Raw genomic sequence first — 14,367 nt, 5'->3', positions numbered from 1 at the left:
CGCGCCTGGACGGTACGACGCGGCGGGGGTGAGCCGTGATAGTCGCCAATCTCCTGCTCATCCTCGTCGCCCTGGTGCTGCTGGTGCTCGGTCTGGCCAGCGGCTCCAGCCTCATGCTGATCATCTCCATCGCGGCCAGTCTGCTGGCCGCCGTCGCGTTGGTCGTGGGTGCCCGCCAGGCGGCCGCGAACCGGGCGGCGGCGGCTCCGGGCCGGTCCGGGCAGTGGGAGCCGGAGGCGACCCCGGCGGCCGGGACGGCCGCGCCGGGCGCCGCGTACGGGCCGCCGCTGGCCGAGCCGGAGATCCCGGTCCAGCACGTTCCTCCGACCGTCGGCACCGGCGGCGGGTGGCGGCAACCACCCGCCCCGCCGGCCGACGACGAGCCGTCCCCCTCGGGGGAGGCCGCGGAGGCGTACGACGACGAGCCGGACGCGGAGCCGGTGACGCCCGCCGAGGCGCTGCTGGTGGCCGGCCTTCCGGACGAGGTCCGGGTGGTCGACGGCCGGCCCCGCTACCACCGCGCCGACTGTGCCCACCTGGTCGGGCGGGAGCACGAGCCCCTGCCGGTGGCCGAGGCGGTCGAGCTGGGCTTCAGCCCGTGCGCGCACTGCGCGCCCGCGACCGCCCTGCTCACCGACCGCCGGCCGAGCTGACCCGGGGTCGTGGTGTCCACGGACGACACGGTCACGGTGGCGGTCCGGGTGAAGCCCGGGGCCGCCCGGCCGCGGGTGGGCGGCCGGTTCGACGGTCCGCACGGCCCCGCGCTGGTCGTCGCCGTGAGCGCGCCGGCGGTCGACGGTCGCGCGACCGAGGCGGCCCGCCGCGCCCTCGCCGGTGCGCTGGGCGTACGCCCATCCGCGGTGTCGTTGCGTGCGGGCGCCGCCAGTCGCGACAAACTCTTCCTCATCGAGCGTCCCGGCCCGGAGCTGCCCGCGGTGCTGCGCCGGCTGCGCGACGGAGCCGCCGAGTGAGGAACGCCGGGGCCGGGCGCCCGTGACGCCCGGGCTGGACCACGCCCTGCTGGTGGGCGCGGCCGTGCTGCTGGTGGCGGTCGGGGCCGTCCGGCTCTCCACCCGCCTCGGGGTGCCGAGCCTCCTGGTCTACCTGGCCCTCGGTGTGGCCATCGGCGAGGCCGGGCTCGGCATCCGCTTCGACGACGTCGAGCTCACGCGGGTGCTCGGCTTCTGCGCGCTCATCGTGATCATCGCCGAGGGCGGGCTCACCGCGCGCTGGAGCACCCTGCGACCCGTGCTCGGGCTCTCCGCCGCGCTCTCCACCGTCGGCGTGGTGGTCAGCATCGTGGTGGTCGGCGTCGCCGTCCACTTCCTGCTGGGGCTGGACTGGCGGCTCGCGCTCCTCTACGGCGCCGTGCTGTCCTCCACCGACGCGGCCGCCGTCTTCGCCACCCTGCGCCGGCTGCGCCTGCCACCCCGGCTGGTCGCCACTCTCGAGGCCGAGTCCGGCATGAACGACGCGCCGGTGGTGCTTCTCGTGGTGCTGCTCTCCCGGGAGAGCGCCGGGCACCCCTGGTGGTACGAGGTCGGCCTGGTCGCGTACGAGCTGGCCGCCGGCGCCGCGGTCGGCGTGGCCGCCGGCCTGGCCGGACGGTGGGCGCTGCGCCGCGGCGCCCTGCCGTCGGCGGGGCTGTACCCGATCGGCGTGGTCGGGTTCACCGTGCTGGCGTACGCCGCGGGCGCGGTGCTGCACGCCTCGGGTTTCCTCGCCGTCTACGTCGCGGGGGTGCTGCTCGGCAACGCCCGGTTGCCGCACCGGCAGGCGATCCTCGGCTTCGCCGACGGGCTGGCCTGGCTCGCCCAGATCGGCCTGTTCGTCCTGCTGGGACTGCTGGCGTCGCCCGGGCGGCTGGACGCGGCGGTGCTGCCGGCGGTGGTGACCGGGCTGGCGCTGGTGCTGGCCGCGCGGCCGCTGTCCGTGGCGGTCTCCGCGCTGCCGTTCCCGCTCGGTCTCCGCGAACAGGCGTTCCTGTCGTGGGCGGGGCTGCGCGGCGCGGTGCCCATCGTGCTGGCCACCATCCCGCTGTCGGAACGGGTGCCCGGCGCGGAGCGGCTGTTCGACGCGGTCTTCGTCCTGGTGGTGATCTTCACCCTGCTCCAGACCACGACGCTGGCGCCGGTGGCCCGGCGGCTCGGGGTGACCGCGCCGGCGGAGGCCACGGAGATCCACGTCGAGACCGCGCCGCTGGAGCGGATGCGGGCCGATCTGCTCCAGCTCGAGGTGCCGCCGGGCTCCCGGATCGCCGGGGTGCACGTGGACGAGCTGCGCCTGCCGCTGGGTGCCTCGGTGACGCTCGTGCTGCGCGACGGTGCGGGGTTCGTGCCGGGGCCGGACACCCGGCTGAAGACCGGCGACAGCCTTCTCATCGTCGCGATCGGCGGGGTGCGGGACGAGGCGGAGCGGCGGCTGCGGGCGGTCAGCCGGCGGGGTCGGCTGGCCCGGTGGTTTGGCGAGTACGGCGATGATCGGGACGCTTGATCTGCTAGCGTTCCTTTTGTCCCTGTTAGGTGGGACTTGGGGCTGAATAGCGGTACGTCGGTGCGGCACGTTGTCGGACGCCTGTACGTTCCGTATTCTTGCCAACCTCTGGAGTGCGCGGCGGTCGTCGCCGCGCGCCCCTTTTCGTAAGTGGGGGACGCCCAGGTCGGCGGCCCCTGTCCAGGTGCCGCGGACCGCCGCGGTCCCGTGGCCGAGGGAGCGACGATGGCGAAGCCAGCCGACACCAGGACCGCCGGCCGCAAGGCGGCGGCGAAGCCCACCCGCAGCGCCGCGGAGACCGAGAAGATCCGGGCGGCCCTGGCGGCCCGACGCGACGAGCTCCGCGCCGAGTACGATCAGACGCTGAGCGAGATCACCGAGCTGCAGCGCGACCGGCTGACCGACTCGGCCGGGGACGACCAGGCCGACACCGGCACCAAGACGTTCGAGCGGGAGCAGGAGATCTCCCTCGCCAACAGCATTTTGGAACGGATCACGCAGGTCGAGCGTGCCCTCGAGCGCCTCGACGAGGGCGGCTACGGCTGGTGCGAACGGTGCGGCAACCCGATCCCGGTGGAGCGGCTCGCCGCCTTCCCGTCGGCCACCCTCTGCGTGACGTGCAAGCAGCTGGAGGAGCGGCGCTGACGTCCGCTCCCCGGCGGCGACGACAGACGGTGAGACATCACCGCCGAGAGTCTCGATGGGGAGCAGATGACCGCAGCACCGTCCGCCGGCTCCGGCAGTGCCGCACCGGGAGGTCGTAGGGCCCGGCCCGCAGCCGTCGCGATCCTCGCCGGCACCGCGCTGGCGGCCGTGCTGATCGACCTGCTCACGAAGCACCTCGCGCTGGTGAACCTCACCGACCGCGAGCCCGTGCGGCTGCTGGGCGGCCTCATCTACCTCAACCTGGTCCGCAACAGCGGGGCGGCCTGGAGCATCGGCTCCGACCACACCTGGGTGTTCCCGCTGATCACCATCGCCGTCATCGGATGGATCGGCTGGATGGCGGTGCGGCTGCGCTCGACCCCCTGGGCCGTCTCGCTCGGCCTGGTGCTGGGCGGGGCGCTCGGCAACCTCATCGACCGGATCTTCCGCGCCCCCGGCCACTTCGTCGGCCACGTGGTCGACATGATCAGCGTCTTCGGGCCGTTCGCCGAGTACTTCCCGGTGTTCAACCTGGCCGACAGCTCGCTCGTCTGCGGTGTCGTGCTCGCCCTGCTGCTGGAACTCACCGGCCGCCAGCGCGACGGCGGACGGGTCGGCCGAGACGGCCGGCCCGCCGAGGACCCGGCGGTCACCGGCGCCGAGCAGCGGGAGCGGGCATGACCTCGGCGTTCGCCTCAGGAGGCGACCAGCGGTCCCTGCCGGTGCCGGACGGCCTCGACGGCATGCGGCTCGACCAGGCGGTGTCCCGGCTCTTCGGGCTCTCCCGCACCGCCGCCGCGGCCCTCGTGGACGCCGGCGACGCCCTCGTGGACGGCGCGGTGCGCCCCAACTCCCACAAGGTCAAGGCCGGCTCCTGGCTGGAGGTGACCCTGCCCGCCCCGGCCGCGCCGCCGACCGTGGTGCCGCAGGCGGTGCCCGGCCTGCGCGTCGTCTACGCCGACGACGACATCGTGGTGGTGGACAAGCCGGTGGGCGTCGCGGCCCACCCCAGCCCCGGCTGGACCGGGCCCACCGTGATCGGCGCGCTCGCGGCGATCGGCCACCGCATCTCCACCAGCGGCGCCGCCGAACGGCAGGGCGTGGTGCACCGGCTGGACGTGGGCACCACCGGGATCATGGTGGTGGCCAAGAGCGAGCAGGCGTACACCGCGTTGAAGCGGGCGTTCAAGTACCGCGAGGTGGAGAAGCGCTACCACGCCGTGGTGCAGGGCCACCTGGACCCGCTGCGCGGCACCATCGACGCCCCGATCGACCGGCACCCCACCCACGACTACCGCTGGGCGGTGGTCTCCGGCGGCAAGCCGAGCATCACCCACTACGACACCCTCGAGGCGTTCCCGGCCGCGAGCCTCGTCGACGTACGGCTGGAGACCGGGCGGACGCACCAGATCCGGGTGCACTTCTCGACCCTGCGCCATCCCTGCGTGGGCGACCTCACCTACGGGGCGGACCCGACGCTCTCCGCCCGCCTCGGCCTCGACCGGCAGTGGCTGCACGCCCGCGAGTTGAGCTTCGTGCACCCCCGAACGGGGGACGAGGTCCGCTTCGTCAGCGACTACCCTGACGATCTGGAACGCGCGCTCCGGATCCTCCGCGACTGAGCGGCGGCCCGCCCGACACCGACCGACGAGGGGATCAGCCCGTGCGCGCCGGCGATCTGCTGCGCCAGCTTGACCAGCGGCTGCTGCCGCCCCTGACGCGGGCGGTGGCACGCCTCGGCGAGACCTCGGCACGGTCCCGGGTGCTCACCGGCACCGCGCTGGCCTCGGCGGCTGCGGTGCTGCTCACCGCCGTCTGGGTGGGCGGCGACCGGGCGCCGGTCGGGGATCCGACTGTCGGCGAGGTGACCCGGGTGGGGGTGGTCGACGGCGACTCGGTCCCGGGTTACCTGCGGGCCGCGGCCGCCGACCTCGCCGCGCTGCCGGCGGGCACCCCGGCGCCGGCCGACGGCACGTACGCGTTGGTCTCCCTCGACAGCTACCTGCCGCCGCAGCGGCTGGCCACGGTGCTCGGCGACGTGTCGGTCTCGGCGGTCTTCGGGCGGGTGCCACTGCCCGGCCGGCAGACCGAGATCGTCCGGATCCCGGCGCTGCGCGTCCCCGACGACGTGGTCGCCGGGATGGCGGCGCTCGCCACCCGCAAGGACGGGGAGGCCGCAGACTACCGCGCCCGCGCCGCCGCGACCGGCGACGCCGAGCTGCGCCAGGTGTACGCGAGTGGCGCCGAGGTCGCGGAGGCGGAGGCGGCCGCCTACCGGGCCGGCTGCGCCTGCGTCTACGCCGCCGTTGTGCGTGCCCAGCCGTCCGCGCTGCGGGCCGTCGCCTCCCGACGTGCCGTGCGCGCCGTCGACCCCGCGCCCGAGGTGCGGCGGCTGGAGCGGACCGTCTTCACCCCGCCGCTGCCCGAACAGCGCGACGTCGTCCGGCCGCCGGCCGACACGGCGCTGCCCGCGCCGACGACACCGGCCCCGGGCCCCACGACGGGGACCCCGGCGGGCGCCGGCCGCACCCCGGCGACGACGCCGTCCACCCCGGCGGTGGGCGAATCGTCGGAACCTGCACCGATCGTGATCCCGTCGTCACCCGCGCCGGAGCGGGTCACGGAGTCGGCTTCGCCGCCGCCGGCCGTCGCCACCTCGCCGGACACGCCCGGTGAGGCGCCGGCGCCGTCGGCCGGGTCGTGAACAGGCCGCCGGGGTTCGCGCGGGCCGGTGTGGCCCGCATAGGGTTTCCTTCGTAGCCTGTCAGGAGATCGATCGCGCTGGGGAGGGCGAGCCGTGGAGGGCAGCGAGACCGGCTGGAGTCGGCCGGCCGAACCGGCGCCGCGGTGGCGAGCACTGCTCGACCGCGCCCGCCACGCTGCCCGGGGTCCCGAGCAGCCGGACACCGACCGGCGGGTGGACGACCCGCTGCCCCCACCCCGGCCGTTGGGCCCGCCCGAGCCGCTGGGCCCACCCGAGCCGCTGCCCCGGCGCGCGGCGCACAACGGCTACGCCGGCCGCGTGCCGGCCGTCAACCAGCCCGGCGAGCCCGGGTACGGCCCGGAACCGGGTTACCGGGCGGAGGCCACCTACCGGGTCGACCCCGCGTACCGGGCGGACCCGGCGTACCGGCCCGAGCCCGGCTATCCGGCCGAGTCGCCGTACCGGGTGCCCGAGCCCCGCCGCCCGGAACCGCCCGAGCTGCGCCGTCCCGACCCGCCGGAGCTGCGGCGCCCGGAACCGCCGGAGCTGCGCCGTCCCGAGCCGCCGGAGCTGCGCCGTCCCGAGCTGCCGGAGCCGAGGCGGCCGGAACCGCCCGAGCTGCGCCGTCCCGAGCCGCCCGAGCCGAGGCGGCCGGAGCCGCCGGAGTCGCGGTACGCGCTGCTGGAGACCGGCTACCGGCCCGAGCCGCCGCCGGCGGCGGAGTCCCGCTACGCCCTGCTGGAGACCGGCTACCGTCCGTCGGCCACGGGCTACGCCGCGCCGCCACCCGTGCCCGAGCCGCCGGTGCCCGCGCCGCCCCCGGCGGTCGCCGAGCGGGCCTACCAGGCGCGGGTCGAGTGGCGCCCGTCGGCGCCGGACCCGGAGGTGGAGCGGGCCACGGCGGTGCTGCGCCGGGAACTCGGCACCCCCCGGGTGCTCGCGTTCGCCAACCCCAAGGGCGGGGTGCACAAGACCACGGCCACGGTCCTGGCCGCCGCGACCGTGGGCAGCGTGCGGGGGCGCGGCGTGCTGGCCTGGGACGACAACGAGCTGCGCGGCACGCTGGGCCTGCGCGCCGGCAGCGCCCGGCACGCGCGGACGATCCGGCACCTCATCGGCGAGCTGGCGCAGATCGAGATCCTCGAGGGCGCCGGCCTGCACGAGCGCCTCGACGACTTCCTGCGGCACGCCTCCGACGGCTCGTACGACGTCCTGGCCGGGGAGGAGAGCCCTCGGTTCGCCCAGCGGCTCGACCAGTTCACCGTCCGCCGGGTGCTGGAGCTGCTGCGCCGCACCCACGAGGTGGTCTGTGTGGACACCGGCAACAACGTGGAGAGCCCCAACTGGCGCACGGTGATGCAGGCCGCCGACCAGCTCGTGGTCACCACCGTGCCGCGCGAGGACGCGGCGTTCAGCGCGGACTGGATGCTCGACCTGCTGCACGAGGTGGGCATGGGGGAGCTGGCCGACAACGCGGTCACACTCATCTCCTGCCCGACGCCCGGCCGGTCCCCGCTGCAGGCCGACCTGGAGCGGCACTTCGCGAGCCGCACCCGGGCGGTCGCCGTGGTGCCGTACGACCCGGCGCTGGAGACCGGGTCGTCGATCGAGTACCACCAGCTCCAGCCGGAGACCCGCCAGGCGTGGCTGCGCGCCGCGGCGGTGATGCTGGAGCCGTTCGCCCGGTGAGGGGGTGTGCCGCCACCGGCGCCCGCACCCCTGGACCGGCCTGAGAGGATCATCGGGTGAGCCCGGACACCCCCGACCGCGACCGGTCCGCCGCCCGCCCCGGCGAGGCCGACCCTCCCGCCCCACCCGGGCCCGGCCACGCGGACCCGCGTCCCGGCCCGGCGGTGCCCGGTCCGGCGGCGTCCGGCCCGGCGGTGTCCGGCCCGGCGGTGTCCGGCCCGGCGGCGTCCGGCCCGGCGGCGTCCGGTCCGGCGGTGCCCGGCCCGGCGGTGCCCGGTCCCGGTTCGGCGGTGCCCGAGGGTGGGCTGGCGGACCCGCGGTTCGGTCCGGCCACGGCCCCGCCCTCGGCCGGGGTCGACGCGGCGCAGATGGGTGCCCCGCCCGCACCGGGCGCGGGCCGGCGGGCCTGGACGCGCGCCGTCGGCGCGGGCCTCGCGCTCGCGGTGCTCGGCGTACCGCTCGGCCTGCTGTGGGCGGCCGTCGCGCCGGACACGCCGGTGGTCAAGACCCCGGACGGGGCCGTCTACGGCCTGCCGCAGCCGGAGCAGCCGATCGCCGCGGACGGCTGGTTCAGCCTGCTGGGCCTCGGCTTCGGGGTGCTCGCGGGGCTCGCGCTCTGGTTCGTGCTGCGCCGCCAGCGGGGTCCGGTCGGGCTGGTCAGCGCCGTGCTCGGCGCCTTCGCCGCCGCCGTGGTGGCGTGGCAGGCGGGCCGGCGGATCGGGCTGGGGACCTTCGACCGGTTGCTGGTCACGGCCCCGGACGGGCAGGCCTTCACGAAGCCGGCCGACCTGCGTGCCGGCGGGATCGACTGGCTCCTCGGCGTGCTGCCGGTGCCGCACGGCAACCTGCTGCTCCCGGCGTTCGGCGCGGCCGTCACCTACACCCTGCTGGCCGGCTGGTCCCGGTGGCCGTCGCTGCGCCCCGAGCCGATGCCCGACGCCGGCCTCAGTTGGGCGTCGGAGGCGACGCCAGCTCCGACAGCGGCACCGGAACCGCCCGCACCTGGCGCAGCAGAGCCGCCTCGCGGTTGAGCAACCGCAGCTCGGCGCGGAGCCGGCCCGCGGTGTCGTCGATGGCGAGCAGCCGCTGCCGGTCGTCCACGGTCAGCGCGGCCGTCGCGGCGACCAGGTGCGATAGCACCGTCGGATCCTCGGGCAGTTGTTCGGAGATCTCGTCCGGGTCGGGCCGGATCAGCCTCAGGTACTGCCGGAACACGGCGATCACCCGGGCGGCCAGCAGCTCGGCGGTCTCGTCCGGGCCGCCCGACTCGGGCAGCCACTCGACCTCGGCCGTCAGGTAGGGGGCCGAGCGGGGATCGACGTCCGCGATCCGGAAGCGGCGCCGGCCCACCGTCACGATGTCGAAACCCCCGTCGGCCAGCTCGGTGACCTGCCGCAGCTCCGCGGTGCAGCCGATCTCGTGCAGCGTCACGTCGCCGCCGCCCGGCAGCGGACGGCCGCCGGGCCCGGTGGGTGCGACCTCCCAGCCCGCCTGGATGGCGACCACGCCGAACTCGCGCGGGGCGCCCTCGGGCAGCGCCACCAGGTGCCGGACCAGGGCGCGGTAGCGCTCCTCGAATATGTGCAGCGGAAGCACCAGACCGGGGAAGAGCACCGTTCCGAGGGGGAACACCGGCAACCGCGCAGTCACGCCGTCGAGCCTAGCCCGATCCCCTGCCGGCGGAGTGTCCCGGCTCACCGTCCCGCCGTGCGGGCGCAGCCGGCCGCTCCATCGGCGGGCCGCCTAGACTCGTGGGGGTGTTGAACCGGATCGACCTGCGCGGTACCGTCCGCGACCCCCGCCGCCTGCTGCCTCGTGCCCAGCTCGACGTCTCGGTGGCCGTCGAGCGCATCCGGCCCGTCGTCGAGGCGGTGCGGGAGCATGGTTACCCGGCGATCCGGGAGGCGAGCGAGCGGTTCGACGGGGTGTGCCCCGAGGTGCTGCGGGTCCCCGCCGACGCCATCGCCGACGCGGAGGGGACGCTCGATCCGGACGTCCGGGCCGCCCTGCTGGAGTCGATCGGCCGGGCCCGGAAGGTGCACGCCGACCAGCGCCGCAGCGACCACACCACGCAGGTGGTGCCCGGCGGCACCGTCACCGAGCGCTGGGTGCCCGTCGACCGGGTCGGCCTCTACGTACCCGGTGGCCTGGCCATGTACCCGTCGACCGTGGTCATGAACGTGGTGCCGGCCCAGGCGGCCGGCGTCCGGTCGCTGGTCGTGGTGAGCCCGCCGCAGAAGGACAACGGCGGCCTGCCCGACCCGCGGGTGCTCGCCGCGTGCGCCCTGCTGGGTGTCGACGAGGTCTACGCCGTCGGCGGGGCCCAGGCGGTGGCGATGCTCGCGTACGGCGCGGCCGTGGACCCGGCGGGCGAGACGTACTGCGACCCGGTCGACATGATCACTGGGCCGGGCAACATCTGGGTGACCGCCGCCAAGCGGCTGCTGCGCGGCGTGGTCGGCATCGACGCCGAGGCCGGCCCCACCGAGATCGCCATCCTGGCCGACGACACGGCCGACCCGGCGCACGTGGCCGCCGACCTCGTGAGCCAGGCCGAGCACGACCCGCTGGCGGCGAGCGTGCTGGTCACCCCGTCGGTCGAGCTGGTCGAGGCCGTCGAGCGGGAGCTGGCCCGCCAGGTGCCGGCCACCAAGCACGCCGAACGGGTCACCACGGCGCTGACCGGCGAGCAGAGCGGCGTGGTGCTGGTGGACGACCTCGACGCCGGGCTGCGGGTGGTCGACGCGTACGCCGCGGAGCACCTCGAGATCCAGACCCGGGACGCCCGCGAGTGGGCGCTGCGGGTCCGCAACGCCGGGGCGATCTTCGTGGGCGCCTGGTCGCCGGTGTCGCTCGGCGACTACTGCGCCGGCTCCAACCACGTGCTGCCCACCGGCGGCTGCGCCCGGCACTCCTCCGGGCTGTCCGTGCAGTCGTTCCTGCGCGGCATCCACCTGGTCGAGTACTCGCAGGAGGCGCTGCGCGACGTGGCGCCGCACGTGGTCACCCTGGCCACCGTCGAGGACCTGCCCGCGCACGGCCAGGCCGTGCGGGCCCGCTTCCCCGGGGTGGTGTCGTGACCACGCTCGACGACCTGCCGCTGCGGGACGACCTGCGCGGGCGGACGCCGTACGGTGCCCCGCAGCTGGACGTGCCGGTGCGGCTGAACACCAACGAGAACTCCTACCCGGTGCCGGAGCCTGTGGTCGACGCGATCGCCAAGGCGCTCGCCGGCGAGCTGCGCGACCTCAACCGCTACCCGGACCGCGACGCCGTGGCGCTGCGCGCCGACCTGGCCGGTTACCTCGGCCACGGGCTGACCGTCGAGCAGGTCTGGGCGGCCAACGGCTCCAACGAGATCCAGCAGCAGCTGCTCCAGGCGTTCGCCGGGCCGGGCCGCAGCGCGCTCGGCTTCGTGCCGGCGTACTCCATGCATCCGCTGCTGGCGCTCGGCACCGGCACCCGGTGGGTGCCGGGCCGGCGCGGCGCCGACTTCGGGCTGACGGCCGACGAGGCCGTGGCCCAGGTCCGCGAACACGCCCCGGACGTGGTCTTCCTCTGCTCGCCGAACAACCCCACGGGTACGGCCCTGGACCCGGCGGTCGTCGCCGCGGTGCTCGACGCGGCGCCCGGCATGGTGGTGGTCGACGAGGCGTACGCCGAGTTCGCCCGGCCCGGCACGGTGAGCGCCCTCGCGGTGCTGCCCGGCCACCCAAGGCTCGTGGTGACCCGCACCATGAGCAAGGCGTTCGGGTTCGCGGGCGGCCGGCTCGGCTACCTCGCGGCCGACCCGGCGGTGGTGCAGGCCGTGCAGCTGGTCCGGTTGCCGTACCACCTCTCGGCGCTCACCCAGGCGGCCGCCCGCGCGGCGCTCGCCCACCGTGACGCCCTGCTCGGCACGGTCGCGGCCATCAAGGAGCAGCGCGACCGGATCGTCGCCGAGCTGCGCGGCCGCGGCCTGCGGGTCGCCGACAGCGACGCGAACTTCGTACTGTTCGAGGTGGGTGGCGACCAGGCAGCCGCCTGGCGCACGCTGCTGGAGCACGGCGTGCTGGTCCGGGACGTCGGCCTGCCCGGGTGGCTGCGGGTCACCGCCGGCACCCCGGCCGAGACCGACGCCTTCCTCACCGCCATGGAGAAGCTGTAGTGGGCAGGCCAGCCCCGCGATCGAGAGGCGAGCAATGAGCCGCACCGCACGGGTCGAGCGGATCACGAAGGAGACCAAGGTCCTCGTCGAGATCGAGCTCGACGGCACCGGCAAGGCCGACGTCGAGACGGGCGTCGGCTTCTACGACCACATGCTGCACCAGATCGCGCGGCACGGCGGCTTCGACCTGACCGTTCACACGGTGGGTGACCTGGAGATCGACGCGCACCACACGATGGAGGACACCGCGCTCGCGCTGGGCGCGGCGTTCGACCAGGCGCTCGGTGACAAGGCCGGCATCCGGCGGTACGGGTCGGCCACCGTGCCGATGGACGAGGTGCTCGTACGGGCCGCCGTGGACCTCTCCGGCCGGCCGTACGTGCTGCACGACGAGCCGCCGCTGGCGCCGTACATCGGGCCGGTCTACCCGACCAGCATGACCCGCCACATCTGGGAGTCCTTCGGGCAGGCGGCGCGGATGACCCTGCACGTGGACGTGCTGCGGGCGGCCCGCCCGGGCGGTCACCCGGACGCCCACCACGTGGTGGAGGCGCAGTTCAAGGCGGTCGCCCGGGCGTTGCGCGAGGCCACCGCCATCGACCCGCGGGCGGCGGGCGTCGTGCCGAGCACGAAGGGTGCGTTGTGATGGGCGTGCGGACCGCGGTCGCGGACGGGGGGTGGCGCCGGTGAGCGCGGTGTTGCCGGTCCTGTTGCTGGTGCTGGCCGGTGTGCTGGTCGGCGGGGTGTGGTCGCTGTACCGGCAGGGTGCACCCCGCGGCGCGGTGGTGACCACCGCCCTGATGGCCGTGCTGGCCACCGTCGGCGGGGTGCTCTGGCTGCTGCCGGGAGGCGGACAGTGAGCGGCGTCGACGTGGTGGTGCTCGACTACGGGTCGGGCAACCTGCGGTCGGCCGAGCGCGCCCTGGCCGCCGCCGGGGCGGCGGTGCGGGTGACCGACGACCTGTCGGCCGCCGCCGGCGCGACCGGCCTCGTGGTGCCGGGCGTCGGCGCGTTCGCCGCCTGCATGGCCGGGATCGAGGCGCTCGGCGCCGGCCCGGTGATCGCCGAGCGGGTGGCCGCCGGCCGACCCGTGCTCGGCATCTGCGTCGGCATGCAGGTGCTGTTCGAACACGGCGACGAGCACGGCGTGGTGACCAAGGGGCTCGGGCTGCTGCCGGGCGGGGTCACGAAGCTCGCCGCGCAGCGGCTGCCGCACATGGGCTGGAACACGGTCCGCGCCCCCGGGTCGTCGGTGCTCTTCGCCGGCCTTTCCGCCGACAGCAGGTTCTACTTCGTCCACTCGTACGGGGTGACCGACCCGGAGGCGCTCGCCGCGACCGGCGCCACGGTGACCACCGCCGACCACGGCGGCGAGTTCGTGGCCGCGGTCGAGCGGGGCCCCCTGTCGGCCGCCCAGTTCCACCCGGAGAAGTCGTCCGCGACCGGCGCCGCCCTGCTGCGCAACTGGCTGGCCACCCTGTGAGCGCCGGTGGCTGAGGTGCCCGCCGCCGCGGCCGGGCGGGATGCGGCGTGAGCAAGGAACGCGCCAGGCGCCGGGCCGAGCGGGAGGCCGAACTGGCCCGCGAACGTGCCGTCCGCCGGCGCCGGGTGGCCCGCCGGGAGCGCCGCCGCGTGCTGGTGCGGCGCCTGTCGCCCACCTGGCGGCGGCGCAGCGCCGGCCGGCTCGCCCGGCACAGCCGCGCCGAGCGGGCCGGCATCGTGCTGCTCACCGTGGCGGCGCTCATCCTGATCTGGTCGCTGGTGGACGACCTCGCGCTGCGGATCGTGCTGGTCGTGCTGCTGCTGCTCGTTCTGCCGGCGATCGTGGTGATCGCCCTGGACCGTCGTACCTGACCGAGGAGAAGACGTTGAGCCTCACCCTGTTGCCCGCCGTGGATGTCGCCGACGGCCAGGCCGTCCGGCTCGTGCAGGGCGCCGCCGGCAGCGAGACCAGCTACGGCGACCCGCTGGAGGCGGCGCTGGCCTGGCAGCGCGACGGTGCCGAGTGGATCCACCTGGTCGACCTGGACGCCGCGTTCGGCCGCGGCACCAACGCCCACCTGCTCGCCGAGGTCGTGCGGCAGCTCGACGTCAAGGTCGAGCTGTCCGGCGGCATCCGCGACGACGAGTCGCTGCTCGCCGCGCTGGGCACCGGGGCGGCCCGCGTGAACATCGGCACCGCCGCCCTGGAGGACCCGGTCTGGTGCGACCGGGTGGTCGGCGAGCACGGCGACCGGGTCGCGATCGGGCTGGACGTGCGCGGCCGTACCCTGTCCGCCCGCGGCTGGACCCGCGACGGCGGCGACCTGTTCGAGGTGCTGGAACGGCTGAACAAGGCGGGCGCCGCGCGGTACGTGGTCACCGACATCACGAAGGACGGCACCATGCGCGGGCCGAACCTGGACCTGCTGCGCGAGGTCTGCGCCCGCACCGACGCGCCCGTGATCGCCTCCGGGGGTGTCTCCACCCTGGACGACCTGCGGGCCCTGGCCACCCTCGAGCCGATCGGCGTGGAGGGTGTGATCGCCGGCAAGGCGCTGTACGCGGGCGCGTTCACCGTGGCGGAGGCGCTGCGGACGCTGGCGTCGGCGTGACGGTCACCGGGCTCGGCTCGGGCGGCCCCAGGGAGGCCACGTACGGCCACTCGCGGGGCCGCGCGCACAAGGCGTACCTCGGCGACGGCTGAACC

The 14,367-nt window shown here is 75.8% G+C and carries 17 protein-coding genes; 16 read left to right on the top strand and 1 reads right to left on the bottom strand.

The window, feature by feature from the left end; all coding sequences use genetic code 11:
• Positions 1-35: 35 nt before the first annotated feature.
• The 9 genes from D7193_RS13785 to D7193_RS13745 all read left to right on the top strand — a co-directional run bounded on the left by D7193_RS13785 (position 36) and on the right by D7193_RS13745 (position 8,562).
• Positions 36-653 (top strand): hypothetical protein, encoded by a 618-nt coding sequence (locus D7193_RS13785; RefSeq protein ID WP_120779874.1) that lies wholly within the window; start codon positions 36-38, stop codon positions 651-653.
• Between the two features lie 12 nt (positions 654-665).
• Entirely contained in the window at positions 666-971 is a 306-nt protein-coding gene (locus D7193_RS13780; protein WP_120780393.1) for a DUF167 domain-containing protein, read from the top strand.
• A gap of 22 nt (positions 972-993) precedes the next feature.
• Complete coding sequence (locus tag D7193_RS13775; protein ID WP_120779873.1) at positions 994-2,493, top strand: potassium/proton antiporter; 1,500 nt, start codon at positions 994-996, stop codon at positions 2,491-2,493.
• 225 nt (positions 2,494-2,718) lie between these two features.
• Positions 2,719-3,138 (top strand): TraR/DksA family transcriptional regulator, encoded by a 420-nt coding sequence (locus D7193_RS13770; protein WP_120779872.1) that lies wholly within the window; start codon positions 2,719-2,721, stop codon positions 3,136-3,138.
• Between the two features lie 66 nt (positions 3,139-3,204).
• Positions 3,205-3,819, top strand: a complete 615-nt coding sequence (gene lspA / locus D7193_RS13765; RefSeq protein WP_120779871.1) for a signal peptidase II — start codon at positions 3,205-3,207, stop codon at positions 3,817-3,819.
• Positions 3,816-4,760 (top strand): RluA family pseudouridine synthase, encoded by a 945-nt coding sequence (locus D7193_RS13760; protein ID WP_120779870.1) that lies wholly within the window; start codon positions 3,816-3,818, stop codon positions 4,758-4,760. Before lspA ends, D7193_RS13760 begins: the two co-directional genes overlap by 4 nt.
• Before the next feature lie 41 nt (positions 4,761-4,801).
• Positions 4,802-5,842 (top strand): hypothetical protein, encoded by a 1,041-nt coding sequence (locus D7193_RS13755; RefSeq protein WP_120779869.1) that lies wholly within the window; start codon positions 4,802-4,804, stop codon positions 5,840-5,842.
• Positions 5,843-5,935: 93 nt separating this feature from the next.
• Positions 5,936-7,531: a MinD/ParA family ATP-binding protein gene (locus D7193_RS13750; RefSeq protein ID WP_120779868.1), complete on the top strand. Its 1,596-nt coding sequence runs from the start codon at positions 5,936-5,938 to the stop codon at positions 7,529-7,531.
• A gap of 254 nt (positions 7,532-7,785) precedes the next feature.
• Complete coding sequence (locus D7193_RS13745) at positions 7,786-8,562, top strand: DUF2567 domain-containing protein (protein WP_120780392.1); 777 nt, start codon at positions 7,786-7,788, stop codon at positions 8,560-8,562.
• On the opposite strand, the gene D7193_RS13740 is transcribed toward D7193_RS13745, so the two are convergent.
• A complete protein-coding gene (locus D7193_RS13740) occupies positions 8,477-9,181 on the bottom strand; it encodes an LON peptidase substrate-binding domain-containing protein (RefSeq protein ID WP_120779867.1) in 705 nt (234 codons plus the stop codon). The genes D7193_RS13745 and D7193_RS13740 overlap by 86 nt on opposite strands.
• A gap of 107 nt (positions 9,182-9,288) precedes the next feature.
• Between D7193_RS13740 and hisD the strand changes: the two genes are divergently transcribed.
• Genes hisD through priA form a run of 7 tightly spaced genes read left to right on the top strand, consistent with a single transcriptional unit; the run spans position 9,289 to position 14,272 of the window.
• Positions 9,289-10,611: a histidinol dehydrogenase gene (gene hisD, locus D7193_RS13735; protein ID WP_120779866.1), complete on the top strand. Its 1,323-nt coding sequence runs from the start codon at positions 9,289-9,291 to the stop codon at positions 10,609-10,611.
• Positions 10,608-11,678, top strand: a complete 1,071-nt coding sequence (locus D7193_RS13730) for a histidinol-phosphate transaminase (protein WP_120779865.1) — start codon at positions 10,608-10,610, stop codon at positions 11,676-11,678. Before hisD ends, D7193_RS13730 begins: the two co-directional genes overlap by 4 nt.
• Positions 11,679-11,712: 34 nt before the next feature.
• Positions 11,713-12,324 carry an imidazoleglycerol-phosphate dehydratase HisB gene (hisB, locus tag D7193_RS13725; RefSeq protein ID WP_120779864.1) on the top strand — a complete coding sequence of 204 codons (612 nt, stop codon included), beginning with the start codon at positions 11,713-11,715 and terminating at the stop codon, positions 12,322-12,324.
• A gap of 40 nt (positions 12,325-12,364) precedes the next feature.
• A complete protein-coding gene (locus tag D7193_RS33695) occupies positions 12,365-12,538 on the top strand; it encodes a hypothetical protein (protein WP_174242619.1) in 174 nt (57 codons plus the stop codon).
• Positions 12,535-13,161: an imidazole glycerol phosphate synthase subunit HisH gene (gene hisH, locus D7193_RS13715; protein ID WP_241562978.1), complete on the top strand. Its 627-nt coding sequence runs from the start codon at positions 12,535-12,537 to the stop codon at positions 13,159-13,161. Before D7193_RS33695 ends, hisH begins: the two co-directional genes overlap by 4 nt.
• A gap of 47 nt (positions 13,162-13,208) precedes the next feature.
• Complete coding sequence (locus D7193_RS13710; RefSeq protein WP_120779862.1) at positions 13,209-13,532, top strand: hypothetical protein; 324 nt, start codon at positions 13,209-13,211, stop codon at positions 13,530-13,532.
• Between the two features lie 14 nt (positions 13,533-13,546).
• Positions 13,547-14,272 carry a bifunctional 1-(5-phosphoribosyl)-5-((5-phosphoribosylamino)methylideneamino)imidazole-4-carboxamide isomerase/phosphoribosylanthranilate isomerase PriA gene (gene priA, locus D7193_RS13705; protein ID WP_120779861.1) on the top strand — a complete coding sequence of 242 codons (726 nt, stop codon included), beginning with the start codon at positions 13,547-13,549 and terminating at the stop codon, positions 14,270-14,272.
• Positions 14,273-14,367 lie beyond the last annotated feature (95 nt).

It is taken from the genome of Micromonospora costi (assembly GCF_003626655.1).
GTDB lineage: Bacteria > Actinomycetota > Actinomycetes > Mycobacteriales > Micromonosporaceae > Micromonospora > Micromonospora costi.
This window is presented reverse-complemented; position numbering and strand designations above follow the sequence as displayed.

What these genes read in the sequence shown, in the direction of transcription:
- D7193_RS13770 (WP_120779872.1), top strand. Translation starts at nt 2,719, where the DNA reads ATGGCGAAGCCAGCCGACACCAGGACCGCCGGCCGCAAGGCGGCGGCG.
- D7193_RS13760 (WP_120779870.1), top strand. Translation starts at nt 3,816, where the DNA reads ATGACCTCGGCGTTCGCCTCAGGAGGCGACCAGCGGTCCCTGCCGGTG.
- hisB (WP_120779864.1), top strand. Translation starts at nt 11,713, where the DNA reads ATGAGCCGCACCGCACGGGTCGAGCGGATCACGAAGGAGACCAAGGTC.
- lspA (WP_120779871.1), top strand. Translation starts at nt 3,205, where the DNA reads ATGACCGCAGCACCGTCCGCCGGCTCCGGCAGTGCCGCACCGGGAGGT.